The sequence below is a fragment of the Zobellia sp. B3R18 genome (assembly GCF_018860715.1).
GTDB lineage: Bacteria > Bacteroidota > Bacteroidia > Flavobacteriales > Flavobacteriaceae > Zobellia > Zobellia russellii.
Map to the genome: position 1 here is coordinate 888,554 of NZ_JAHKQG010000011.1, position 22,897 is coordinate 911,450.

Here is a 22,897-nt window from a genome sequence, read left to right on the forward strand (position 1 = left end):
TCAAAAGGAACTTCGGAGGCTTTTTGGTCATCTGTTCCTCCTGGTGGGATAATAGCCGATAGATCGATAGTTGACCCATCCGTTATACTTAAGTCAGTGCCAGAAAGGCTAATATCTTGGATTTCATTGGTCGGGTCCGCATCTGCATCCGCACCTCCTGTGCCAGAAGCGACCAATTCATCCAAAGCCTCCTGAACATTACCTGCAGTAAGTCCTGAGCCCGCATTGTCATACGGCACTTCGGAAGCAATTTGAGCGTCTCCGCCTCCACCACCACTAAACAATCTATTATCTACATAGGTCTTTACCGCTCTTTGCGTGGGCAGAATACCGTTGCTGTTTTCGGCCAGGCCGCCATCGTCCGATATTTTGTTGACTTGATTGCCTGAGCTTAAATTAAAGCCTCCTAAAATTCTTAAGTCGCTTTTTATTTTAACCTCGCCAACGTTTTTGTTCTCAATATCATTTCCATTTGTTTCCCATTGTTGGCTGCCGGAAGCCATGGCGTAAGGAACCGCCATTAGTTCAGTTGTGCCCACCTCTGTGCCATTAAAGGAAACCACCACAAAAGTAGCTTGGCCCCAAGGTAAATTGGAATAACTGCCACTATTACTGTTTCCACTGCCTATTTGCAAGTTAAAAACACCATTGGCATCTGTTGTTATAGAGTGACTTTCTTCATATTGCGTAGCCGCATCCGCGCTACCAAATTTTAGGGCAATACCTATATCTATGGTCTCTTGCTCCATTAATTCATTATCCAAATTACGGGCAACACCCTGGTAATTGATGTAGTTTTTCTGCTGTGCTTGCGCCACAAAAGTACCGGAGAACATAAAGGCCAAGATTATGAGTATTGATGTGTATTTTTTTTTCATGGTTCTATTCTTTGATCAGTTTAAATGCTTTACTATCCGTATTTCCTTCTATGTAGAGTTTTAAAACATATACTCCCTTGGCCATATAGGCCATGTCTATTTTGTATTCAGACTTAGACGTTTCTACTTTTTGGTTTAAAACGCGCTGCCCGTTTACACTAAACAACTCTATACCATACACTTTGTTTTGACTGGTAAAAACGGTCACTTCTTCTATAACCGGGTTGGGATAAACCAAAATGTTGGAAGGGTCTTCCCCTGGGCTTAGTGGTATGACCAAAATTCCTTTTCCTGCCCAAAAACCTTGATTTACAGAATTATTTTCTCCTACCAAACCCACTATTGGTTCTCCAATGGTGAAGCTTACCGAGACCTCTGCACTTGCCATAGTACCACCAACGTTACTAACAACACTGCGTTCTATTGATTGGGCAAATGAAAATGTAGTACTTACTGACAGAAAAAAGAGGAGTAGTTTTGCTTTCATATGTGTTCATTTTAAGATTAATGTTTTTTTAATGTTGAAGGTTAACAGGGCAGCTTCAACATTTTAATAATTGTGCTAAAGAGCTAGCTTCTTTTCTTTTTATAGACGAACACCTCCAAGCGATCAAAATCTATTTTCATACTCTTTGAGAAACCGCTCAAAAATTTATGGGCAGCAAATAAAATGATCAAGAGTGCTTCTATGGAAATAAGCACCACTGGGTCTATCTTTTTGACTAAAACGAGCAAAGACTCTGCAAACAATAGTGAGGTATTAAATAACAGGGCTACGATTAACATGATGGTGGTTTTCATACGTATAGATTTAAAATGTTTCAGAATTGGGTACTACCCGCTTTATAAAAAAGTTCTTGTGAGTACCTAGGTTTTGGGAGGAATGGTTTCTGATGGTTGCCATGGCATATTCTGCTAACAACAACCAGAAGAAGTTGGCACAACTGCTCCGTTGAATGAGCAATACCGTCATGTATTGGAGATGAATCAGTTTCATTTTCTTTCTCTATTTGCTTAAATGGTCTACACCATTAAAGATGAATAGGGGGAAACTGATTTGGGAAGGTTAGGAAGAAGCTTTCATCCGATTTAAAAACTCAAATAAATTGCCAGCCCCTTGAAACCATTGACAAGATACTGGCAACTTTAATTTTCAAAAATTAAAAATGTACAATTTGATGGTTCTAATGTGTAATCTGCAAGAATATTGTAATTCTTTGTGAAGAGTGTTGCTAAACACCTTGGTCATTCAGTTGAATCAGGGACTTTGAACGGTCCTGATCTTATAGGACCATTTCCCCGCTCTTTTATATCCTTTGGAGACATTAGGAGACTTTACCACCCCATAAATACCTGCTGTTAACGCTGCGGCCCCAATAAATACGGAAGGCACAGTACCAACGGCCAATCCAACTAAAAACATGATACTGCCAATATGCAGAAAATTAACATGAATCATAATTGTATGAAACAAGGCATGACGTCTAATGATATCTATTTCTTGTAAGCTAACAATTATATCATCTACAATAATACTATTTTGATTGAGCACAGTAAACCTCCCTGCAAATTTTTCACCAGTTTTGGTAATAACTTTGATTCTTCTGCTTTCCTCAATGGTTATTTCTTTGCCAGAAACCGAATTGACAATGGCCAACTGCTTTTCCTGACTAAGACTTTCTAGACAGAAAAAAAGACAACATACTAACGGAAGAAACACTCTCATAAGTTTCTATTTTAAACTTGTTATTTGCTAGAACAGCAAACCTAACTATTGTTGAATGCCCGCGAACCAAACCTCATACTTCTTCCCCAAGATAGGGGCCGGAGCCTCTTTTCCGTTTAGGGCATTCATAAATGCCATGACCCACATGTACAATAAGACAAAAATACCCAAAAAGTTTATGACCCAACCTAAAATAGGTATCATGCCAATAACGCCCAAGGCCAAACCGGTAACACACAAACCCAATGATTGCCTAATATGATAGCTTGCAAATTCTTGTTTTTTCTCATTGTTCATTACAAATGCAACTATTAGGCCTATTAAGGTTACATAAGCCAGAATCGCCATTGTCTTATCATTTTCACTTGTAGCCGTAGCAGTTTGTGCCTTATTTAATTCAGTATCCGTATTTTCCATAATTATATATATTTAATTGGTTTTATTCCGCCATTTTGGTCAATTGTTCTAGTTTGAGTTCGTTTACTATATCCCAAGTTTCTTCGGGTGGTATATCATATGCATTTATCGTTACCAAAAAGCGCTCTGCATAGGCAAACATTAGTTGGGTATCGTTAGACTTCTTTTTGTAGGTCTGTTGTGCCTTAATCCCATTAACTTCAACCGTTTGTTGGTGTTTATATTCATCTTCCGTTTCCATTTCAAAATTACCCAGTAGCCCGTAACTCGTTGCCATCATACTTCCGGTAGGGCCCGCCCCATCTATTATCATAACATTAAACTTCTTCTTGCTATCTATCTTTTTGTAGGTGCCTTCCACAGAGTTAACCTTATACATTCCCGCTTGGCCCACTTTAAAACCTGTTCTGTCCAAGACCCCTAAACTCTTGGGCAACCACCCCTTTAGTTGTTCATTGGTTAAGGGAACGGCATCTTTCAGTTTTTCGATTCTTCCTTCTACTTTTCTGGCTTCCTTTACAAAGGTGGATGCATTAGATACCCCCTCCTTAGCCTTGGATAATTTTTCCTTGACCTCGCCAACACAAGAGCCCAATAGCAGCAAGAGTATAATCAATCCTATATTCTTTAGTTTCATCATCTTCACTTTATAGGTTGTCACAACTTTCCCTATCTATTTCTGCTTTTGCCTCCTTGATTTCTTGGTCAATTTCAGCTCTGCTGGCCGTAGGTATACAATCATAAATGTCATCTAGAGCATCTAGATAGGCCTTAGCCGCGCTTTTATAGTCTGCACAATTCTCTGCGGTGGGGTTTTCCGAATAAGCAGAAGTCGCATCTGACCATGCTTGTAGCTCATCTGCATAACCCTGGGCCCAATTTCCTCCAAAACAGTTTCCTACAGGGTTTAAAGGGTTGTCCTTGTCACAACCGTACGTTAAAATAATTGCCGCACCACAAACGGCTAAAAGAACTTGTTTTTTTAAATTTTTCATAATCATTGTTTTCACTGGTTCATTAACTGTTTTTTGTAGTGTTCTAGCGGAAAAACATCCTTATACCGAACCTCCTACATCCATTAGTGTCCTAATCTTTAAAAGGTAAACATCAAAATCAAAAAAAGTCCGACAACCTTACAGTTATCGGACCTTTAGACGTATTCCAATTATGTTTATATCTTAAAGCTTAAGGCTTATTGATTACAGACATCACCCTCGGCTCCATTATCGGCGTATTCGTTTTCAGATTCCATAAAGTTTGCATTGGCCTTAACGCTTATTCCGCATCCACCACTCTTGGTTATATGAGAGTTTTCAACTGTTAACTGGCCTGCTTTAACATATATAGTCGCCTTAGCATTACAGCAGTATACATAAGTTGAACCAGCATTTTTGACCTCGGCATAACGAACTACATTAGACTTACTATTGGTTTCTACATGAATTCCGCGCCAGAAGCCACTTATATCTTCAGAACCTCGAAAGATTATTGGTTTGGTTTCTGTTCCAATAGCATTGAACACACCATTGTCATACACACCCAAACCAGCATTTTCTTCAAATACAATCTCTACACCTGCTTCAATATTTAAGCGATCTTTAATATCCAAAACATCATTATTGCCAATTCTATACGGCACATCGGTTGCTTTTATAGTTACTTCTTCTTCCAGTGATGAATCTGTAATCAAAATATAACCCTCTTCATTACCTTGGTATGATGATAAAGTACCGTCTATTGCGTCCAGCACTCCCATCGTTAGCTTTAATGGTGCCAGTTCATGAGTGGTTATAGTATTGCTAGCATATCCGCTAAACTCAAAATCATCTCTTACCACGATACCGTATGATTTTCCATTACTGATTGTGGTATTGGTAATTGCAGATTTTCCGTCTTTAAGATATATAGAAGCAGCATCATTACAGCAATATACATAGCTCCCTCCTGCATCCGATAATTCTAAAAAATTTAAGGAATTAGCTTGTTTGTTTGATTCTATGTGGATGCCCCTCCAATATCCTTTGGTGGCTTCTTCTCCTTTCATTACTACAGGTTCTGTAGCGGTACCATTTACTGTAATGGACCCATTATCGTAAACACCAATACCAGTATTTTCCTTGAATTTAATTACCACACCTGCCTCAATAACCAGCGGTGCTATAATGTCTACAACACATTCTACCAAATAATCTACTTCTGCAGGACCGTTCTTTAAAACGGTTTCCTCACTTATATTACAATCCAAAATTTGTGTTTCTTTGCTCTCTTGCTCCGATATTGGAATATATTGGCCTTCGCGAACCCATTTTTGAATATTTCCGGCTCCACTAGACCCAACAGAAATCCTAAGAGTATCATCTTCCTTAAGCTCCATAAAAGCATCATAGTAGTTATAGTCACTTCCCAACTCCCCGTATTTATAATTTTCCACATCTACAGCTCCAATATCACTCCATTTTACATCCCCCTTACTAAAAGATGAACCCGCTTTATCGGTAATTGTTCCTTGGGCATTTTCCACTTTCACAATCATTCCGTCATTAGGGATGTTGTTACTGGAAATCCTAATCCAAGAACCTGCTAAATTATCTAGTGTAAATTGTTCTTCGGACTGTTCTTCTTGTTCTTGCTGTTCATCAACTGATTGAGGATCGCTGACACTGTCATTTACCCCGTCCTTGGTACATGATACAATCATCAGGGCAATAAGCACCATATACCATACATTTTTAGTTTTCATAATCTTATATTTTATTGATTCCACGGGTGTTTGTACCCTAAATATCAAAAGGTCAACATACCCATTAAAAAAATTCTATATTTAGATGATGTTTACCTTTTAACCAATTGAGCACCAATGAAAGACCAGCATATTATTTCCCAAATGAAACAGCGGGATAGAAATGCACTGAAAGAAGTTTATAAAGGGTATAAAATTGAATTTTTCAAGTTTGCTTCCCGATATACTTCCGACACTAATGTACTAGAGGACATTTTCCAAGATGCTATTATCGTACTCTATGAAAATGCTCTGGCAGGAAAATTGGACGAATTAAAAAGTAGCTTAAAAACCTACCTTTTCAGCACAGGAAAGTTTATGATTTTTAAAAAGTTCAGAGACATTAAGGAAATAGCCACCGATGAAACCTATATTTTTGACCAAAACGAAATAGCTGTCATCAATGACGTATACGAAGACCAAGGCCCCAATGAATACCAACAAAAATTAGTAGAAAATTTTAAGAAGCTTGGAGATAAATGCCGCGAAATTCTTGAGCTTTTCTACCTAAAAGGATTAAAACTAGACGAAATAATGAGCGTGCAAGGCTATGAAAACAAAAATGTAGTAAAAAGCCAAAAATCTAGATGCCTCAAATCATTAAAAGAGCTTACTCATGCAAAGAATGGATAATGAAGAATTGATCAATGGTTATTTTGAAGGTTCTCTTTCAGAAGAGCAAAAGAGAGAATTTGACCATTTATTTGAAACAAATACTGATTTTAAAACCGATTTTGAGTTTCAGGAAGAGCTAAAACGCGCCCTGGTAAAATCCGAAAGAAAACAACTTAAGGAAATTTTATCGAATACCAACACGCCACATGAAAAAGAAAAATCTCAAGTAATACGCTTACGCCCTTGGCTCGTTGCCGCCTCCGTGGCTCTACTTGCCGGCATCAGCTCTTGGTTGATTTTCTTTAACCGACCGGACATTGATTCTCAACAACTGTACGCTAGCAATTTTGCCCCCTATGAAAATGTAGTACATCCTATTGAACGCGGTGAACAATTGGAAGACCTTAAAACGCGGGCTTTTATTGCATATGAAAATGCGGAATACATAAAGGCTATAGAGCTGTTCCAAACTTTGAACATGAAAAATAATGATAAGTATATTATTTTTTACGAAGCTATTGCCCTTATGCAATTGAATAAACATGATGAAGCGGTTCCCTTATTTGAAGATTACATTGAGACCAACGGAGAGCTTAAGGAAAGGGCCATTTGGTACCTAGCACTAGCCTACTTAAAACTAGATGAAATTGAAAAATGTAAAGAACAGTTAAGTCTTTTGGCCCATAAAGAGGGATTCAAAACCAAGGCTGCAAAAAATCTATTGGCCGAGCTGAACTAATTAAAACTTCTTTTCCTTTTATATCTAAAAACAACGTAGAAAACACTCAATACTAAAAACAAACTCCCCAAATACCACCAGTAATTGGTAGTCGTAATAGGGGAAACATCTCCCGAAACCACAAAAGCAGACCAGTAATAGGGGTGCTGCAACAGGCTATCATCCGTGGTTTTCAGATATTTCAGTTTTGCATCACGCAATGCTTTTGCTTTTGACTTACCCTTACTAAGCTCTTCGTAAAAGAACTCCATTAATTTCACGCTGCTTTTATCGTTAATCTTCCACAATGTGTTCACTAAAGATTTGGCCCCGGCATAGTAAAACCCTTTTGACAAACTCAACATACCCTGCCCTTTTTGAAGTTTTCCTATACCTGTTTGGCACGCACTCAAAGTCACTAAATCAGCATCCAAGGAAATATTATAAAGGTCTTTTATATAGAGCACACTGTTCTCACTACTATCCTGTTGTTGACTAAAAGCGAGATAAGAATAATCCGGATACGCGTCGTTGGCAGAAGCATGCGTAGCCAAGTGGATCATATTAGAATTAGAAGAGTTTGCCTTAAAACTTGCAAGGGTAGCATTTTGGCCCAATACCTTTTGCGTATTAAAGTAAGAGCTTATTCCGTTAACTTCATCATCGTTATAGAGCAACTTTCCAAACTGCCTACTATCCTGAACCGTTTCTTCATCATCAAAATTTGGCGCATAGGCCAAAATGTGGTTCTCTTTAGATTTCGCCTTCTTTATGAGTTCCAAAAGAGAGGTAATTGAATTGCCGTAGCTGATACTTTTTGTTTCCAAAAGGTAGGAATCGTTCTCACGTAAGAGGTCAAAAGGCATATAATGCAATTCTCCGTCTGGAACGATAACAAGATTTTGAGAATCAATATCTTTGAGCGGCTGCTTCAAGACTCTTTCAAAGAGACGGTTACCTAAAACATTTACTTCTTCTATCCCATTTTTTAAAGATGGTTTTGAGAGTGCCCTATAAAAATCACCAATATCCTTTTTATCGTCTTCGAAAAATGGCAATTTTAAAAAATGTTGCTTTTCATCGTTCAACACAATGGCATACAGGTGATGGTTCGTAAGGGTAAAAGAAACTATGGCACCCCCATCTTTAAACAGTGAATTACGTATAGTGGCCAAATCTAAAGTTTTACTACTATACTTTAAATCATGATACTTTGGGTACTTCTGTTTTAATGTATCCAATAAAACGTAATACGCTTGCTTTAAACTCAAAAGTTGGGGCTCCAACTTGCTCGCATCTTCAGGACCTTCAAAAATTTCTTTCTCAAAATGAGTTATTTCCGCTCTTAGGCGTGCTTCTTTTTCCAATACTTGTTGAGGCACATTTCCATATCTAGTAGCCTGAGCATCCCTGAGGGCTTCGAGCAGAACAAAATCTTTATTCTTTTCTGCAATGTTCAACGCCAATTCTACCGTGTTTGTAGATCCGGTCCTTTTATAGTTGTCATATACTACATCTAGCATCCGGTGAAAGATAGGATACACCTCCTCGGCCAAATATTGCTTATCCAATTTACTGTCAAACTCCAGTTTCAATTCATCAAAAGTGGCCAATATGTCTTTACTGGTTATTATTGCCTCTTTTTCATAAGCAAGATGATTTGTTTTGGCATACGCCGATTGCAAAAGCTGAAGTTTTATATCCAATAAATTCAGCAATTGAAGTTTGGAAAATGCATCTTTGGGCTTGGGGTTGTCATCAGACCCTAATTTAATGTTGCTGGCATTATAAAATGCTTTCTGGATGAAATTAAGCCCTTCCTTAAAATTGTCTTGTGCTAAATAAAGTCTTGCCATTTTACCATAGACATAGGCTACATCTTGGTGAGGTTTATACTGCCGATAGGTTGTATAAGCATCCAACGCCTGACCATAATACTCCTCTGCCTGTTCGTAATCCTTTTTTCCCAAGAAGGCATTGGCATAAAACACATTTATTTCTTTGGAAAAAGGGTTATCCAAAGCATTCATAAGATGGTTTTCATTTAATACCGTTAGTGCATTATCATATTCCCCCTGTTTTAAATAATTTTTGGCCAGCAATATATATGCGGACAAGAAGTTGTTCTTAAATCTGGGGTTATTCACTTTCGCCTTATAAAACTCCAATGTTTCCTTCAGCAAATCATTGGCCCCTACGGTATTGCCCTGCACCTCTAACACCTGTGAAAGCAGTTTTTTAGTGTTGAAACTAGCCGATTGCCAGTCTTCAATACTATCTCTAAATGTTGCTATTAGGTTTAAATCTTGTGTATAGTAAAATTCAGCCTGTTCATATTTACCGGTATGCCTATAAATGAGCCCTAGGAAACTATAAATTGCGGAAAGTGTATCTATATCAAGCGCGGTACGCTGCGCTTCAGGAACAGCTTTAAGAATGGAATACAACTCTAAAAAATAGGCTTTGGCCGTACCGTATTCCTTTAATTTGTAATGAAAATTTCCTCTGTCAAAAAGGAGTCGGTTTTTATAAACTTCACTTATCTCAAGACCATTGGTTCTAGAGTCGTTGCCCAACCAGTCCTCCATTCTTTGCAGGTTACGCCTGTATTCCTGTAAATCGTAAAAATTACTGTTCGCATTGATCAAATAACTTAGACTTCCAAGAAGATAGTCCATATTATCTTGTTCATTGGCAAGTGATAAGGTTTTTTCATAGTAGACATAGGCGCTATCCTTATTTACGTAGTGATATTCCAAAGCCCTGTTAAAAGCATCGTCCAAGTTTGATGCTTCTCCTTGGGACCAGCCGCTATGGCATGTAAACAAAAAACAAACTATGTAATGAAAGTATTTCATATGTTAAAGTCCCTTACGTATCTGCGTAAAGGACTTTAAATTAATCAAAAATTGTACAACTAATTTTTATAGACCGGTAGTTCTAGGGTAATGGCATCTCCAAACTCTTTGGTCCTTGGCATTTTTATGACCATTGTAGCGTTACCTTTAAAATTACCCTCAATAGCAACCACCTTATTACCGGTTTTCGTAAGAGATGTTGAACCGCCTTTGGCCACCACTTTGTTCTTTTCGTTAACTATAATTATTTCGGCATCATCTACCTCCGCTGGCAACTCTATTCCCGAAAAATCCGAAATATTGATTTTAGGCACACAACCAGCTCTTGGGTTATCAAAACATCCTCTTGGCGGCCTGGGCGGGAATTTTCCTCCCCTTGGCATAACAAAACTAACCAACTCTGATTTAAACATATTTAAACCAGCCTCTTCTTTTTGAGCCTGCTCTAATCGTGGAATCAATCTTTTACCTCCTTTATTAACATCTATGGCCTCCTTTAATTCCGCAATTTCCTGTTTCATAACGGAAAGACTGTGTATTGTTCCAAGTTTGTACAGTTCAAGACCATTCAGGTATTTGGGTTCTTGAACCAAACGGTAACTAAAATTGTTAGAGGTTAATTCTTCTTCGGGAAGTTCTTTCTGAGAACATGAGACTACACCCAACATAATAAACATAAGACAGACTAAATAATTCATTGCTTTCATAATTTATGGTTTTCTACAGATGAGTACCCTAAACCTAAAAAGGTAAACATGATAATCAATCAATTTGGCTAAAGGTGCCCATAATTTATAAGTACATCAATAGCTTATGTTTTATTGGTCTAATTTCTTGTATGCCTAGCACTGTTGGCTGTACGGATGGTTGCTTAAAAAAAATAACAGAAGAAAACCTTAGGGCACAAAAAAAGACCGAAAAGTATTTTTTGGTCTTTTTATAATGTTACTATGATACCGCCAAACCGTACGGTCCTTCTAATGTATCAAAATCGATTAGTACCAGAAAGGGTGCTGATTCAGGTAGTTCCCCCGAAACCTATAATCGGCAATCACCTTTCCAATAAATTGAATAAGATGACCCCCAATGGCTTCATTAGACGGACAAACATGCTCTATTTCATAACATGTAGCCTAGAACCGTACCTTTTTGGATTGGCAGTTTCATAAAATTGTAAGATGGTTCCCCATATGTAGATATTGTCTAGTTATTGGTTTGGTATTTGATGTCTCTATTTTCTAATGCTGTGTTGTACGTAATCTCAGTAATTACCAATCGGGGGATGGTAAAAATAAGCATTTTCTTAACATGTAGCACCATTAGTTCCTATTATTGTTCAATCTAACTACATCATTCGTAGAATATTACAAATAACATGGCTAGACCATAAAATCATCACAGAACAACACCCATGATGTAAACTTAGTCTCTAATTTTTGTAAGCCATGAACGACCTGCTAACATGTATTGTTTTGCCTTCTGAGTTTCTAAAAGATAAATTCATCTTCCCGCGCATAGCATATTGGTCTATTTCTGCAATATGCACAAAGCCCTTATGCCCAAAATAAGGTTTCTCATCTAAGTCCGTTAGATTAACAAAACCAAAAACTCCGCTAAAATTGCTTAAAAGGCTATTGAAATCTCCTTTAACCTCATGTTTGCCCAGTATAGCACTTGTATTTTTTGTTGGTTTTGAAATTATCATTCCAAAAAGCTGCTCTCCTTTAGTCTTAGTACCACTTGCTTTTAGCTCAACATTCGTGAATGTATCGCCGTCTCTAGACTTTACCTCCTTTACACTAAAAACAAGGGAGCTTTCTATAATCTTACCAACACTATCACTAATAGCTTCGCGATTTAAAAAATGAACATCCTCTAAAGTAGAAGGTGAAATAAGTTTATCATCCACTCCAGGGCTCGAAAAGAAGAAAAAAGAGAGAACAAACCAGAACCCTACTTTAGTGGTATTAACAAAAAACTGGAATACAAAACTATACATGATGTTGCTAATTTTTGGTTTCTTGCTCCGGTTCCTCTAGACCCGTTAACGTGTTTTCTACAAACTGCTCCCCAACAATTAAGCTGTTATCTAATTCCTTAACCTCACTTGTATCCGTCAAAGCTGCCGCTACTAAAGTAACGACAAGTAATGCGAACATGAACAGACATTTTTTCATTGCTATTATTATTAGTTTAACCTAGTTGGATATATTAAAACTCCTGGGGAAACATTAATAACCGTCATCTACTCAAAAGCTAAAGTAGGGTTGAACGCCCCTTACCCGCAGTGCTAATGTATAAATGGTACATTTTCCTGTATAAATGGTAAGTGCCTTATTTTATCAGGGTTAATGAGGCCTCACACGTGTATTTTTTTTCCTCTAACTAGTATTAAATACACTCTATAAGACCCAGCCCCGACCAATTTTGTCACTTTTTATACCAATCACACTTTAATTGTCTCCATCGGTACATCTTTACTATCATAAAACATGCCATACGATTAAATTTGTTTACTTTACCTTAAAGTATAATTCTATGATCGAAGCCGTAATCGTTGATGATGAAATAAAAGCACTACAAAGTCTTTCGTGGGAATTGACCAATTTTAGTGATGAAATTAAGGTGGAAGCATCTTTTACAGACCCTTTTGAGGCGTTAACCTATTTAGAAAAAAACACCCCTGATTGTCTTTTTTTAGACATTGAAATGCCAACTATGGACGGTTTTCAGTTCATCCAAAAATTAACGAACAAAAATTTTCCGGTGGTGATTACGACGGCGTATAATCAATATGCCATAAAGGCCCTAAAAAACGAAGCCATAGATTACTTGCTTAAGCCTATTGACACAGACGATTTAAAGGAGACTATTGTAAAAATCAGAAAACATAATGCCAAAAACTTTACCGCAGAGCGATTGGAAAAATTATTGTTGAATTTTAACTCTAACGCAAAGCATAAAAAAATCACTTTCAACACAGACGGAAAGTTAGTCTTTTTGGATAGCGATGAAATTCTATACGCCGAGTCCGATGGAAATTATAGCACCATTTACTTAGCCGATGGCCACAAAATTGTCCTTACCAAAAAGTTAAAGGAAGTAAACGAACTGTTACCAACCGATTCTTTTTTTAGAATCCATAATTCATACATTATCAACCTTACCAAAATAAAAGAGTTTTTGAAAACCGATGGATATGTTATTTTGGAATCCAACCATAAGATTCCCGTTTCCAGACAAAAGAAATCAGATTTTCTGGATATGCTCTAAAACTATTAATGCGTTCGCAACTGAGAAATAACAAAAATTCCCTCTCCAAATGCCCTGTTCATTTGGACAAAATATTTACGCTTTTATTCGGTTTTCTCTTTTTTACCATAGGTTATACCCAATCTATACCACCAGTATTCAAAAAAACAATAGACAGCCTTATAACCGCAGGCCCTACTTCTTATTCCGAAATTCATCCGGTACTGCAAGATTACAAGAAAGATACCCTCTTGATGCGTTATTTTTCCGATGTTTCACTTGACAAAAAATATATCCCGGGCCAAATTTATGCTTTTAACGAGTTGGGAAGGGTTTACCGCAATACTTCACAATACGGAAAATCCGTTAAGTTCCACAATAAGGCTTTGAAACTTGCCAATGAAATCAATAATATTGAGTTTAAAGTATCCAGTTTAAATGACTTAGGAGTAGTTTACCGCAGAACATCTTCTATTCGTAGGGCAATGGACTACAACCAGCAAGCGTTGGAACTGGCCGAATCCGTTAAAAAAGAAAATCGTTCTAACAGCCTTAAAAAGAGCATTAATGTTTCACTAAACTCTATTGGCAACCTGTATAGTATGCTTAACCAATACGGCCAAGCTATAGAATACTTTAAAAAATCATTGGTCCTAGAGACAGAATTGGGCAATACCTTGGGTATGGCCATCAATTATGGAAATATAGGTAACAGCCTTGAAGAATTGGGGGAACTAGACGAAGCCCTCAAAAACTACCGCACATCTTTGGCCTATAACGAGGAAATAGACAGTGACATGGGGCAAATAATCTGCAAAACCAGCATTGCAAAGGTTTATTTAAAAAAAGAACGTATTAACGACGCCAAAAAACTACTTACACCCACACTAAGTCTAGCAAAAAAGCTAGGAGATGGGTTCTTAATTTCGCCTATCTATATTAATCTAGGCTGGGCAGAAATGATAACAGGAGATTATGCCAGTGCGGAAAAGTACATGCTTGAGGGCCTAAGGATAGCAGAAAAATTTAACTTAAGACACGAAGCCGCTCGGGCTAATCATTTACTCACCCAGCTCTATCAACAAACTAAAAACTATAAAAAGGCTCTTTCATATAATATGAAAGCCGAAGAGCTTGATGAAGAAATTGTGAACGAAAGCACCGTTCGTTACGTAAACGATATCATCTTTAGATATGATTCCGAGAAGAAGACCAATGAGATACAAATATTGGCGCAAGAGAACGAAATGATTCAAATGGAACTGCGCACTAGCCGTACCACTTTACTCATTGGCAGCATTGCTCTTGCCTTATTGGCCGGTATATTTTACATCCTCTATAGACAGTACCAACTTAAAAATGAAAAAAAGGTTTTGACGTTGGAGCAGAGTATGTTACGCAGTCAAATGAACCCACACTTTCTTTTTAATTCGCTCAATTCCATAAAGTTGTATATTATCAACAACGAACAGAAAAATGCGGTCCATTACCTTAACAAGTTCTCCAAGTTGGTAAGGAAAATATTGGAAGCCTCATCTATGCGGGAAATTCCTTTAGCGGAAGAACTGGAAACCGTAGAGCTCTATATGAACATAGAAAATATTCGTTTTTCAAATGAAATAGATTTTAAAGTTCGTGTAGATGAAGATATTGACACCCATACGGTTAAAATACCCTCACTAATTTTACAACCGTTCCTGGAAAACGCCATTTGGCATGGGCTTTCACCAAAAACAGGCGAAAAGATTATTGATATTCACATATCAAAAGACAAACTAGATTTTATTCATATTGCCATATCCGACAATGGTGTAGGAAGAGCCGCCGCCGAAAAAATAAAGCAGAACAAGGTCTTAAAACGTAAATCTGTTGGTATTGAAATTACAAAAGAGCGGCTCGCTAATTTCTCAAAAGACCTTCAGAATTCCTTTGAAGTAGAAATCGTTGACCTATACGATGATAACAAAAAACCTCTCGGCACCAAAGTAATACTCCACATTCCTACGGCTTAGTATGCTCTAGGGCCACTTGTTCCAGTTCTTTATACCAAGCTTCGCCAAATTTTCTGATCAAAGCCTCTTTTACGAACTTATAGATTGGTACTTGAAGCTCATCACCTAACGAACAGGCCGGGTCACAAATGTTCCATTTATGATAATTAACGGCTGTTAGTTCTGTATATTCTCGTATTCGAATAGGGTATAAGTGACATGAAACCGGCTTTTTCCAGTCAACGGCCCCTTCGTTATAAGCCTCCTCTATACCGCATTTAGCTGTACCGTTCTCGGAAAAGATAACATAGGCACATTCACTATCATTAACCAATGGCGTTTCCCATTCACCGTCATCGCCTTTAATAAACGCCCCTTGTTCCTCAATGGCCTCAATACCCTCTTTCCTCAAAAAGGGTCTTACTTTATCGTAAATATCTACAAGAATCTCTGTTTCCTTATCCTCTAGGGGAGCCCCCGCATTACCATCTATACAACATTGCCCTTTGCAGGCCGCAATGTTACAGACAAAATCGTTTTCGATAATTTCTTCCGATACTATGGTGTTACCTAATTGAAACATACTGCGGGTTTGAGATGCAAAGATACTTTTTAAACGGGATTTTATAGGTAAATAAATAGGGCAACTATGCTTTCTATCGGTTTAATTAAATGTAATTTTGCGAAAAATTCTAAGGTATGGACATACAATTCGATATTCGAGAAATTGCGACCGCTACAATGGTACTTTTTGCGGTTATTGATATTTTAGGAAGTATTCCAATTATAATCAGTCTACGTAAAAAAGTAGGGCACATAGAATCCGAAAAGGCCTCTTTTGTTTCTTTAATCATTATGATCGCCTTTCTTTTCGTGGGTCAAAAAATACTGAAACTGATCGGCATTGATGTCTATTCTTTTGCCGTAGCAGGGTCATTCATCTTATTTTTCCTTGCCCTTGAGATGATTTTGGGCATTACCCTTTATAAGGAAGACGAACCCGAAAGTGCATCTATCGTACCCATTGCTTTTCCATTAATTGCCGGGGCAGGTACGTTAACGGCCTTACTTTCCTTACGGGCAGAGTACAGAGTGGAAAATATTATCGTTGCCATTACACTAAACACTATTTTTGTGTACCTGGTCTTGAAATCGTCAAAAAAGATAGAAAACGTGCTGGGTAAAAACGGACTTAACGTAATACGAAAGGTCTTTGGTGTTATTTTATTGGCAATTGCCGTAAAGCTGTTCGCAGCAAACATTAACGAGCTTTTCTAGCATAGAAATTGAACTTAAAAAAATAGAAATGAACAAGACCCTAACTATAATCTTAATTGTAGCAGCCATTGCACTTATTGCATACAATGTTACTATGATCAATTTTCAGGATCCTTTTAATGGAGATAGTACTATTGCCTTAATTGGTATAGTAGGTTCTCTATGTGCCGTACTGCTGCTGTTGATATTCAGGACAAGTAAGAAAATAGAACAGAAAGTAAATCAAAGGGATTAGATTAGTTGGCACTTTCAATAGCGTCCACCTCTTGCTGTTGCACTACAGGGTTATCTAGCTTTATTACCTCTTGCAGCATTTTATCTTCAGTGCTTTTAATTTTAGCGTGTACATTGGCCCCGAACAATTGTTCTGCCAACGCCGCTTTTAAATAAAGTTTAATACTGTCTTCGTAGTCGTAAAAATTCATTCTTAAATTTCTACTCACGGAATAGTCCACAAATTTTTCAAATAGAATATCATCTACTGTAAAATCATTGATGAACTCTTTTTGCGAATACGAGTTGTAACGCTTTCTATCAGAGTCTAGGTGTTCAAATATAAAATAGGAAAGCCACCCAAAGCTATCCATACTTTCAACCGCCTCTTCTTCATTGGAACCTATAGGAACAAAAACATCGGGAATAATTCCACCACCACCGTATACCACTTTACCTTTGGGTGTCGTAAACTTTAAAGAGTCCGCTACCTTTATACTGTCTACGGTTACGAGTTCGCCACTATGGTACCTATCCGTAAATCTTTTATAATAATCCTCGTTTCCGTTTTCGTATGATTTTTGAATACTTCTACCCGTAGGTGTATAGTATCTGGAAACGGTAAGGCGCACCGCAGAACCATCACCCAACTCCATTTCTCTTTGCACCAAGCCCTTACCAAAGGAACGACGGCCTACTATAGTGCCAATATCGTTATCCTGTAAAGCCCCGGCTATAATTTCGCTGGCAGATGCAGAGCGCTCATTAATCAATACATACACCGGTTTGTCTTCAAATCTACCTTTTGAAGTTGCATGAATTTTATTGATTTTTCCCTTTTTGTTCTTAGTAAAAAGTATGAGTTTACCGTCTTTTAGAAACTCATCTGCCATTTGCTCAGCAACGCCCAAATACCCTCCGGGATTATCCCTTAAGTCTAACGTTAACTTGCGCGCGCCTTGCTTGATAAGTTCGGAAAGTGCTGCCTTAAATTCCTTATAAGTAGACTCCGCAAAACGATTGACCTTTATATATGCCATATCATTTGTTAGCATATAATACGCTTCTACACTTTTTATAGGAACAATGTCCCTTTTTACATTAACAGTAAACACTTTGTCTTCTGCTTTTCGGTAAATTTTAAGTTGTACAGAACTGCCCTTTTCTCCCTTTAACTTGCCAACAATATCCTCGCTTGCCAGATTTTTACCGTAAAGCGTATCATTATTGGCCATTAAGATGCGGTCTCCAGCTTTTATGCCTTTTAAATAGCTAGGTCCTTTAGGCACGGTTCTAATTACTGAAATAGTGTCTTTGTACGGATAGAAATTTATACCTATCCCCACAAAATCGCCTTTCATGTTCTCGGAGACCCGGTCCATTTCGTTCTTTGGAATATATACGGAATGTGGGTCTAATTTTTCAAGAATCTGATTAACGGTAACATCTACAATACTATCCGTATCAATCTCATCAACATACTCATAATCTATATAATCTATAAGCCTGTTGAGTTTATCTTTTTTAGAATTGGTAGTAAAAAGTTTCTCTGGAGAATCAGCAAAATGGAGCTTACCACCTACAAAAATACCTAAAGCAAGTGCTGCGGCTATAACGGTGGGCCATATGTAATTTTGCTGTTTTTTCATACTATGAGGACTTGGCCTCCGTTTCTTCTATTTCCGGTAAATGCACCAACTCAATACCTGCCCGTTCTAAAAATTGCAGTCCGGAATCGTCCTTGTAGGCCATTTTGTATACTACACGTTTTATGCCAGATTGGTGTATTAATTTACTGCACTCCCTACAAGGGGACAAGGTAATATAAAGCGTAGCACCCTCGCATGACTGCGTTGAGGAAGCTACCTTGCTAATGGCATTGGCTTCGGCGTGCAAAACATACCATTTGGTATAACCTTCATCGTCCTCACATATATTTTCAAAACCGGTTGGTGTACCATTATAGCCGTCCGAAATTATCATTCTATCCTTTACGATAATAGCCCCCACCTGTTTACGCTGGCAATAGGATAGCTTGCCCCATTCCTGGGCCATGCGCAGGTACGCTTTATCGTATTTTGCTTGTTTTATTTTTTTCATGGACTGCAAAGATACAACAATAGACTCTTGCGCTAATTATCTTACTTGCAATACAACTAAGATACCCGCTTTTAGAAAGCCCAACAATATTAAGGGGTTAATTTAAAGTGAAAATATTTGAGTTGCTATAGCGGAAACGTACGAATGAGCATTGGTATTGTTAGAAGTATAATTAAAATTGAAGTAATTACGACGAACAGCACTTTACTCAATTTAGTTACTGTAGTTAGGGCCCAACCTAAAACCAAAACCGAGACTACAATGGTAACCTGAGAAATCTCAATACCGGTAGCAAAGCCCAAAAGTGGAACTAACTTATTGTCTTCTTCGGCCATGAGCATTCTAAAATAATTGCTAAAGCCAAAACCGTGTATCAACCCAAAAACCAAGGTGGCCAATACATGCCCTTGCATGTTTTTTACCGTGGCCGCTTTACGCATGTACAACAGATTAAAAACGGCTGTCATCATAATGGTTACAGGAATCAGGAACTCTATGAGGCTAACATCTATATTCACCCATCCGTAAGCACTTAAAGCAAGGGAAACGCAATGAGCAATAGTAAATACCGTGGCCAGGAGTACTACTTTTTTCCATGTTTTAAAAGAGAACGGTACCGCTAGTGCGGCCAAAAAAAGAATATGGTCATATGCATTTATATCCAGCACATGCTCCAAACCCATCTTTATATAAAATAGAAACTCTTCCATTTTGGATTTTATTAAATGTTGAACCCCGCTAAAAAGACAAATTACCCGTAAACAAAGATTTACAAACCTCTTTCTGCCTGTATTTCTTCATAAGCCTTCTGTACTTCCTTAAACTTTTCCTCCGCACCTTTCTTTATGGCTTCGTTCTGTGTATTTACACGATCGGGATGGTACTTTTTGGCCATTGCACGATACGCTTTTTTCACTTCGTCATTACTGGCCGACTTTTCAATATCCAGAATTTTATATGCATTGTTCACAGATTTTATGAACATGGCCTTAATACTCTCAAAATCCCGCAGGTGTACGCGTAAATAACCCGCAATTTCCCTAATCTTACGAACTTCCGGATCGCTAACAGAACCATCTGCTTGGGCTATTCCAAACAGAAAATGAAGTAACTGCAATCTTACCTCATAGCGTGTACGTTGATTTAAAAACGCACAGATACGTTGGGCAGAAATTTCGTGCTTTTTATTGATTTCGTTAAAGGTCCTAAAAATGGCGTTGGCCTTATCCTTGCCGTACGTACTAACGAAATACTGTTGTACGTAGTCCATTTCACGTTGGCTTACCTTACCATCTGCCTTTATAACAATTGAACATAATGAAAGTAAGTTGAGTTCAAAATCTGCCGGGGAAACCTTTTGGCGGGTCATATCACCAAAAACCGACTGTGCCCCACCTCCACCGGTAATTTTTAATCCATCTATCAAGCTTCCTACCAGATATCCCAAAATTGCCCCAGGAAACCGGAAAAAATAATATCCTATGATGGCCGCGAACCATTTAATCATGCCTTTTCTTAATTTCGGCAAAGATATTAAAAGCGGTCAGAAATGATAGATTATTGCGTATTAGGTTTTAGTGGTCCAGACCCACTACTATTCTAAAAGTTGCCAAGTTCTTAAACCTTTCTCTATTCGCTGCGATGTAATCTACAATTTCGAGGTCTGAAAAATCCGAAAGTTTTTTCGACAACTTAGTTTCTCCTAAAACTTGTTTATTAGTAGCTACTTTTAACATGTTGCCTTCGCCAGTAAGCAGCCATTCTGGGCTAACTTCGGGAAAAGCTTTCAATACCTTGTTTAACGTTTCATCCTTAATAGATGTCTTTCTTCTTATTGCCGAGCCTATACTATTATTAGAGAGTTCGCACTCCTTTTCAAAGTTGCTAATATTAGTCCTATAGTAATCTATTAGTGTAGCTATTCTTTCTATTGGTTTCATAATCCTTAAAGTAAAAGTTCAAAAGAGTAATTTAATTCTTTTTCTAACTTTTTCATCTATAACGAATAGCATTATAACAGCACTCGCACAACTTCCCCTAACGTAATGTTAAGTCCGTCCAATAAATGCGACAAATTAAGTATCTTTGTTAACCAAAATAAAATTTAAAAATATGTATCCCGCAGAATTGGTAAAACCCATGAGACAAGACTTGGCATCAGCCGGGTTTGAAGAATTACATACAGCAGCAGCAGTCGAGAACGCGATCAATAAACCAGGTACTACTTTAGTTGTAGTAAACTCTGTTTGTGGTTGTGCAGCGGCCAACGCAAGGCCTGCGGCAAAATTAAGTTTGCACAACGCTAAAAAACCTGACCATACGGTAACGGTTTTTGCCGGTGTAGATATTGAAGCTGTAAATGCAGCAAGAAACCTTATGATTCCTTTTCCTCCGTCTTCGCCAAGTATGGCCCTTTTTAAAGATGGCGAATTGGTTCATATGATTGAGCGTCACCACATTGAAGGTAGACCAGCGGAATTGATTGCCGAAAACCTTGTTAGTGCCTATGACGAGTTCTGCTAGAACTGTTTAAACGTCTCTCGTATAGAGAGATGATAAAAGAATACAAAAAACCGCTTCACAAAGAAGCGGTTTTTTATTTTTGCACTATGCAAAAACTATTGGCATACCCGCTCACCTTTCTATACATGATCTTCTTTGGGTTGTGTCTGTTGGTGTTTCATCCCATTCAATGGGTCTGTTTTAATGTTTTTGGGTACAATCCCCATAGAATGAGCGTTGCCCTACTCAACCTCTCGCTTATGCGTTGCACCCATGTATTGGGAACCACTTATGACTTTAACAACCCGCATGATATTCCTACGGACAGGCCTTTGATTATTGTGCCGAATCACCAAAGCATGCATGACATACCCCCTATTATCTGGTTCATGCGAAAGCACCACCCTAAATTCGTTAGCAAAAAAGAGTTGGGAAGGGGCATTCCCAGTGTTTCGTACAACCTGCGCCACGGCGGTTCCGTTCTAATAGACCGGAACGATAGCAGGCAAGCCCTATCGGAAATTGCAAAACTGGGCCGCTATATAGAAGAACATAACCGAAGCGCCGTAATATTTCCCGAAGGAACCCGTAGCCGCACCGGACACCCAAAACCGTTTAAAGCTACCGGATTAAAACTCCTGATGAAAAATGCACCTTCTGCATTGGTAGTTCCTATAAGTATCAATAATTCTTGGAAAATGCTCAAATACGGTAAATTTCCAAACGGAATTGGCAATCATATTACTTTTCAAGTGCATAAGCCCATTGAAGTAAATTCCAATTTTGATGCAGTTCTGGCAGAGGCCGAAAAACAAGTTATTTCCGGAGTAACCTCCTTTAAATCATAGAATGACAAACTCAGAAATTGTAGAACAAACCATTGCTTTCGTAAAAGAGACCTTGCAAGGTGCCGAAGGCGGACATGATTGGTTTCATATACAACGTGTCTTTAATAACACCCTACTCATTGCCAAAGAAGAAAATGTAGATATTTTGGTGGTTAGTCTTGGAGCGCTCTTGCATGATATTGCCGATGCAAAATTCAACAATGGAGATGAGACCGTTGGTCCTAAACTGGCCCATCAATTTTTAACCGATTTAAAAGTAGACCACAAAACCATTGATCACGTTATACAGATCATTGAAAATATATCGTTCAAAAATTCCCTTGAAAAAAACAAGGAAGAGAGGTTCTCCTCTCTAGAACTGGCCGTGGTCCAAGATGCAGACCGTCTAGACGCTATGGGTGCCATTGGCATTGCCAGAGCATTCAATTATGGTGGGTTCAAGAACCGGGAGCTCTACAACCCTGAGATAGCTCCAAATTTAAAGATGAGCAAAGAGGAATACAAAAAATCAAAAGCCCCTACCCTAAATCACTTTTACGAAAAATTGCTCTTCCTTAAAGATAAAATGAATACGCAAACGGGTAAAAAACTTGCGGAAGAACGCCATGAATACATGCTGGGCTTCCTTAAACAATTTTATCAAGAATGGAACCCGCTTGAACCACACACAGGTTTTACCATATAATTCAGCCCAAAAAATCGGCCTTGCTTTTTTACATTTT

General features: G+C 38.1%; 27 protein-coding genes and 1 pseudogene. 9 read left to right on the plus strand and 19 right to left on the minus strand.

Going from position 1 to position 22,897, the window contains the following annotated elements; translation table 11 throughout:
• The 9 genes and pseudogenes from KO513_RS10225 to KO513_RS10265 form a co-directional block, all read right to left on the minus strand.
• Positions 1–878: pseudogene (locus KO513_RS10225) on the minus strand (hypothetical protein); the annotation flags it as partial.
• 4 nt (positions 879–882) lie between these two features.
• Positions 883–1,365, minus strand: coding sequence for a T9SS type A sorting domain-containing protein (locus KO513_RS10230; RefSeq protein WP_215913302.1), 483 nt, complete (start codon positions 1,363–1,365; stop codon positions 883–885).
• Positions 1,366–1,448: 83 nt separating this feature from the next.
• On the minus strand, positions 1,449–1,679 hold the full coding sequence (locus KO513_RS10235) for a hypothetical protein (protein WP_215913303.1): 231 nt from the start codon (positions 1,677–1,679) through the stop codon (positions 1,449–1,451).
• 10 nt (positions 1,680–1,689) lie between these two features.
• Positions 1,690–1,875 (minus strand): hypothetical protein, encoded by a 186-nt coding sequence (locus tag KO513_RS10240; RefSeq protein ID WP_215913304.1) that lies wholly within the window; start codon positions 1,873–1,875, stop codon positions 1,690–1,692.
• Between the two features lie 261 nt (positions 1,876–2,136).
• Positions 2,137–2,604 carry a hypothetical protein gene (locus KO513_RS10245; protein ID WP_215913305.1) on the minus strand — a complete coding sequence of 156 codons (468 nt, stop codon included), beginning with the start codon at positions 2,602–2,604 and terminating at the stop codon, positions 2,137–2,139.
• Positions 2,605–2,649: 45 nt separating this feature from the next.
• On the minus strand, positions 2,650–3,021 hold the full coding sequence (locus KO513_RS10250) for a DUF4870 domain-containing protein (protein WP_215436364.1): 372 nt from the start codon (positions 3,019–3,021) through the stop codon (positions 2,650–2,652).
• A gap of 22 nt (positions 3,022–3,043) precedes the next feature.
• Positions 3,044–3,661, minus strand: coding sequence for a hypothetical protein (locus KO513_RS10255; RefSeq protein ID WP_215913306.1), 618 nt, complete (start codon positions 3,659–3,661; stop codon positions 3,044–3,046).
• A gap of 7 nt (positions 3,662–3,668) precedes the next feature.
• Positions 3,669–4,016: a hypothetical protein gene (locus KO513_RS10260; RefSeq protein WP_215913307.1), complete on the minus strand. Its 348-nt coding sequence runs from the start codon at positions 4,014–4,016 to the stop codon at positions 3,669–3,671.
• Between the two features lie 197 nt (positions 4,017–4,213).
• A complete protein-coding gene (locus tag KO513_RS10265) occupies positions 4,214–5,761 on the minus strand; it encodes a hypothetical protein (RefSeq protein WP_215913308.1) in 1,548 nt (515 codons plus the stop codon).
• Positions 5,762–5,878: 117 nt separating this feature from the next.
• On the opposite strand from KO513_RS10265, the gene KO513_RS10270 reads away from it, so the two are divergent.
• Together KO513_RS10270 and KO513_RS10275 are read left to right on the plus strand one after the other, a co-directional pair.
• The gene (locus KO513_RS10270) at positions 5,879–6,433 is read left to right on the plus strand and encodes an RNA polymerase sigma factor (RefSeq protein ID WP_215913309.1); all 555 of its coding nucleotides are present in this window, start codon (positions 5,879–5,881) and stop codon (positions 6,431–6,433) included.
• Positions 6,417–7,154 carry a tetratricopeptide repeat protein gene (locus KO513_RS10275; protein ID WP_215913310.1) on the plus strand — a complete coding sequence of 246 codons (738 nt, stop codon included), beginning with the start codon at positions 6,417–6,419 and terminating at the stop codon, positions 7,152–7,154. The genes KO513_RS10270 and KO513_RS10275 overlap by 17 nt, the downstream gene beginning before the upstream one ends.
• Here the strand turns inward: KO513_RS10275 and KO513_RS10280 are convergent.
• From KO513_RS10280 to KO513_RS10295, 4 genes are all read right to left on the minus strand, one after another.
• Complete coding sequence (locus KO513_RS10280; RefSeq protein WP_215913311.1) at positions 7,151–9,991, minus strand: CHAT domain-containing protein; 2,841 nt, start codon at positions 9,989–9,991, stop codon at positions 7,151–7,153. The two genes, KO513_RS10275 and KO513_RS10280, sit on opposite strands and share 4 nt — an antisense overlap.
• 59 nt (positions 9,992–10,050) lie before the next feature.
• Entirely contained in the window at positions 10,051–10,698 is a 648-nt protein-coding gene (locus tag KO513_RS10285) for a hypothetical protein (protein WP_215913312.1), read from the minus strand.
• A gap of 722 nt (positions 10,699–11,420) precedes the next feature.
• The gene (locus tag KO513_RS10290; RefSeq protein ID WP_215913313.1) at positions 11,421–11,990 is read right to left on the minus strand and encodes a hypothetical protein; all 570 of its coding nucleotides are present in this window, start codon (positions 11,988–11,990) and stop codon (positions 11,421–11,423) included.
• A 7-nt stretch (positions 11,991–11,997) separates the two neighbouring features.
• On the minus strand, positions 11,998–12,150 hold the full coding sequence (locus tag KO513_RS10295; protein WP_215913314.1) for a hypothetical protein: 153 nt from the start codon (positions 12,148–12,150) through the stop codon (positions 11,998–12,000).
• Positions 12,151–12,529: 379 nt separating this feature from the next.
• Here KO513_RS10295 and KO513_RS10300 point away from each other — a divergent pair, with 379 nt between their 5' ends.
• Together KO513_RS10300 and KO513_RS10305 are read left to right on the plus strand one after the other, a co-directional pair.
• Complete coding sequence (locus KO513_RS10300; RefSeq protein WP_215913315.1) at positions 12,530–13,264, plus strand: LytR/AlgR family response regulator transcription factor; 735 nt, start codon at positions 12,530–12,532, stop codon at positions 13,262–13,264.
• Positions 13,265–13,272: 8 nt separating this feature from the next.
• Complete coding sequence (locus KO513_RS10305) at positions 13,273–15,255, plus strand: tetratricopeptide repeat-containing sensor histidine kinase (RefSeq protein ID WP_215913316.1); 1,983 nt, start codon at positions 13,273–13,275, stop codon at positions 15,253–15,255.
• On the opposite strand, the gene KO513_RS10310 is transcribed toward KO513_RS10305, so the two are convergent.
• Positions 15,245–15,817, minus strand: coding sequence for a DUF3109 family protein (locus tag KO513_RS10310; RefSeq protein WP_215913317.1), 573 nt, complete (start codon positions 15,815–15,817; stop codon positions 15,245–15,247). The two genes, KO513_RS10305 and KO513_RS10310, sit on opposite strands and share 11 nt — an antisense overlap.
• 116 nt (positions 15,818–15,933) lie before the next feature.
• On the opposite strand from KO513_RS10310, the gene KO513_RS10315 reads away from it, so the two are divergent.
• Both KO513_RS10315 and KO513_RS10320 read left to right on the plus strand, forming a co-directional pair.
• A complete protein-coding gene (locus tag KO513_RS10315) occupies positions 15,934–16,512 on the plus strand; it encodes a MarC family protein (protein WP_215436395.1) in 579 nt (192 codons plus the stop codon).
• 28 nt (positions 16,513–16,540) lie between these two features.
• Positions 16,541–16,747: a hypothetical protein gene (locus tag KO513_RS10320; RefSeq protein WP_215436397.1), complete on the plus strand. Its 207-nt coding sequence runs from the start codon at positions 16,541–16,543 to the stop codon at positions 16,745–16,747.
• Position 16,748: 1 nt separating this feature from the next.
• On the opposite strand, the gene KO513_RS10325 is transcribed toward KO513_RS10320, so the two are convergent.
• From KO513_RS10325 to KO513_RS10345, 5 genes are all read right to left on the minus strand, one after another.
• The gene (locus KO513_RS10325) at positions 16,749–18,374 is read right to left on the minus strand and encodes a S41 family peptidase (protein ID WP_215913318.1); all 1,626 of its coding nucleotides are present in this window, start codon (positions 18,372–18,374) and stop codon (positions 16,749–16,751) included.
• A gap of 1 nt (position 18,375) precedes the next feature.
• A complete protein-coding gene (locus tag KO513_RS10330) occupies positions 18,376–18,825 on the minus strand; it encodes a deoxycytidylate deaminase (RefSeq protein WP_215913319.1) in 450 nt (149 codons plus the stop codon).
• 125 nt (positions 18,826–18,950) lie between these two features.
• A complete protein-coding gene (locus KO513_RS10335) occupies positions 18,951–19,535 on the minus strand; it encodes a HupE/UreJ family protein (protein ID WP_215913320.1) in 585 nt (194 codons plus the stop codon).
• Between the two features lie 59 nt (positions 19,536–19,594).
• Positions 19,595–20,332 (minus strand): TerB family tellurite resistance protein, encoded by a 738-nt coding sequence (locus KO513_RS10340; protein WP_215913321.1) that lies wholly within the window; start codon positions 20,330–20,332, stop codon positions 19,595–19,597.
• A gap of 67 nt (positions 20,333–20,399) precedes the next feature.
• Positions 20,400–20,765 carry a hypothetical protein gene (locus KO513_RS10345; protein WP_215913322.1) on the minus strand — a complete coding sequence of 122 codons (366 nt, stop codon included), beginning with the start codon at positions 20,763–20,765 and terminating at the stop codon, positions 20,400–20,402.
• Between the two features lie 172 nt (positions 20,766–20,937).
• Between KO513_RS10345 and KO513_RS10350 the strand changes: the two genes are divergently transcribed.
• From KO513_RS10350 to KO513_RS10360, 3 genes are all read left to right on the plus strand, one after another.
• Positions 20,938–21,348 carry a BrxA/BrxB family bacilliredoxin gene (locus tag KO513_RS10350; RefSeq protein WP_215436407.1) on the plus strand — a complete coding sequence of 137 codons (411 nt, stop codon included), beginning with the start codon at positions 20,938–20,940 and terminating at the stop codon, positions 21,346–21,348.
• Between the two features lie 86 nt (positions 21,349–21,434).
• On the plus strand, positions 21,435–22,175 hold the full coding sequence (locus KO513_RS10355; RefSeq protein ID WP_215436410.1) for a lysophospholipid acyltransferase family protein: 741 nt from the start codon (positions 21,435–21,437) through the stop codon (positions 22,173–22,175).
• Position 22,176: 1 nt separating this feature from the next.
• Positions 22,177–22,860, plus strand: a complete 684-nt coding sequence (locus KO513_RS10360) for an HD domain-containing protein (RefSeq protein WP_215913323.1) — start codon at positions 22,177–22,179, stop codon at positions 22,858–22,860.
• Positions 22,861–22,897: the final 37 nt, after the last annotated feature.

Excerpts from the sequence above, each read along its gene's own strand:
- KO513_RS10230 (WP_215913302.1), bottom strand. The coding sequence starts at position 1,365 with ATGAAAGCAAAACTACTCCTCTTTTTTCTGTCAGTAAGTACTACATTT.
- KO513_RS10235 (WP_215913303.1), bottom strand. The coding sequence starts at position 1,679 with ATGAAAACCACCATCATGTTAATCGTAGCCCTGTTATTTAATACCTCA.
- KO513_RS10240 (WP_215913304.1), bottom strand. The coding sequence starts at position 1,875 with ATGAAACTGATTCATCTCCAATACATGACGGTATTGCTCATTCAACGG.
- KO513_RS10245 (WP_215913305.1), bottom strand. The coding sequence starts at position 2,604 with ATGAGAGTGTTTCTTCCGTTAGTATGTTGTCTTTTTTTCTGTCTAGAA.
- KO513_RS10250 (WP_215436364.1), bottom strand. The coding sequence starts at position 3,021 with ATGGAAAATACGGATACTGAATTAAATAAGGCACAAACTGCTACGGCT.
- KO513_RS10255 (WP_215913306.1), bottom strand. The coding sequence starts at position 3,661 with ATGATGAAACTAAAGAATATAGGATTGATTATACTCTTGCTGCTATTG.
- KO513_RS10260 (WP_215913307.1), bottom strand. The coding sequence starts at position 4,016 with ATGAAAAATTTAAAAAAACAAGTTCTTTTAGCCGTTTGTGGTGCGGCA.
- KO513_RS10265 (WP_215913308.1), bottom strand. The coding sequence starts at position 5,761 with ATGAAAACTAAAAATGTATGGTATATGGTGCTTATTGCCCTGATGATT.
- KO513_RS10270 (WP_215913309.1), top strand. The coding sequence starts at position 5,879 with ATGAAAGACCAGCATATTATTTCCCAAATGAAACAGCGGGATAGAAAT.
- KO513_RS10275 (WP_215913310.1), top strand. The coding sequence starts at position 6,417 with ATGCAAAGAATGGATAATGAAGAATTGATCAATGGTTATTTTGAAGGT.
- KO513_RS10280 (WP_215913311.1), bottom strand. The coding sequence starts at position 9,991 with ATGAAATACTTTCATTACATAGTTTGTTTTTTGTTTACATGCCATAGC.
- KO513_RS10285 (WP_215913312.1), bottom strand. The coding sequence starts at position 10,698 with ATGAAAGCAATGAATTATTTAGTCTGTCTTATGTTTATTATGTTGGGT.
- KO513_RS10290 (WP_215913313.1), bottom strand. The coding sequence starts at position 11,990 with ATGTATAGTTTTGTATTCCAGTTTTTTGTTAATACCACTAAAGTAGGG.
- KO513_RS10295 (WP_215913314.1), bottom strand. The coding sequence starts at position 12,150 with ATGTTCGCATTACTTGTCGTTACTTTAGTAGCGGCAGCTTTGACGGAT.
- KO513_RS10300 (WP_215913315.1), top strand. The coding sequence starts at position 12,530 with ATGATCGAAGCCGTAATCGTTGATGATGAAATAAAAGCACTACAAAGT.
- KO513_RS10305 (WP_215913316.1), top strand. The coding sequence starts at position 13,273 with ATGCGTTCGCAACTGAGAAATAACAAAAATTCCCTCTCCAAATGCCCT.
- KO513_RS10310 (WP_215913317.1), bottom strand. The coding sequence starts at position 15,817 with ATGTTTCAATTAGGTAACACCATAGTATCGGAAGAAATTATCGAAAAC.
- KO513_RS10315 (WP_215436395.1), top strand. The coding sequence starts at position 15,934 with ATGGACATACAATTCGATATTCGAGAAATTGCGACCGCTACAATGGTA.
- KO513_RS10320 (WP_215436397.1), top strand. The coding sequence starts at position 16,541 with ATGAACAAGACCCTAACTATAATCTTAATTGTAGCAGCCATTGCACTT.
- KO513_RS10325 (WP_215913318.1), bottom strand. The coding sequence starts at position 18,374 with ATGAAAAAACAGCAAAATTACATATGGCCCACCGTTATAGCCGCAGCA.
- KO513_RS10330 (WP_215913319.1), bottom strand. The coding sequence starts at position 18,825 with ATGAAAAAAATAAAACAAGCAAAATACGATAAAGCGTACCTGCGCATG.
- KO513_RS10335 (WP_215913320.1), bottom strand. The coding sequence starts at position 19,535 with ATGGAAGAGTTTCTATTTTATATAAAGATGGGTTTGGAGCATGTGCTG.
- KO513_RS10340 (WP_215913321.1), bottom strand. The coding sequence starts at position 20,332 with ATGATTAAATGGTTCGCGGCCATCATAGGATATTATTTTTTCCGGTTT.
- KO513_RS10345 (WP_215913322.1), bottom strand. The coding sequence starts at position 20,765 with ATGAAACCAATAGAAAGAATAGCTACACTAATAGATTACTATAGGACT.
- KO513_RS10350 (WP_215436407.1), top strand. The coding sequence starts at position 20,938 with ATGTATCCCGCAGAATTGGTAAAACCCATGAGACAAGACTTGGCATCA.
- KO513_RS10355 (WP_215436410.1), top strand. The coding sequence starts at position 21,435 with ATGCAAAAACTATTGGCATACCCGCTCACCTTTCTATACATGATCTTC.
- KO513_RS10360 (WP_215913323.1), top strand. The coding sequence starts at position 22,177 with ATGACAAACTCAGAAATTGTAGAACAAACCATTGCTTTCGTAAAAGAG.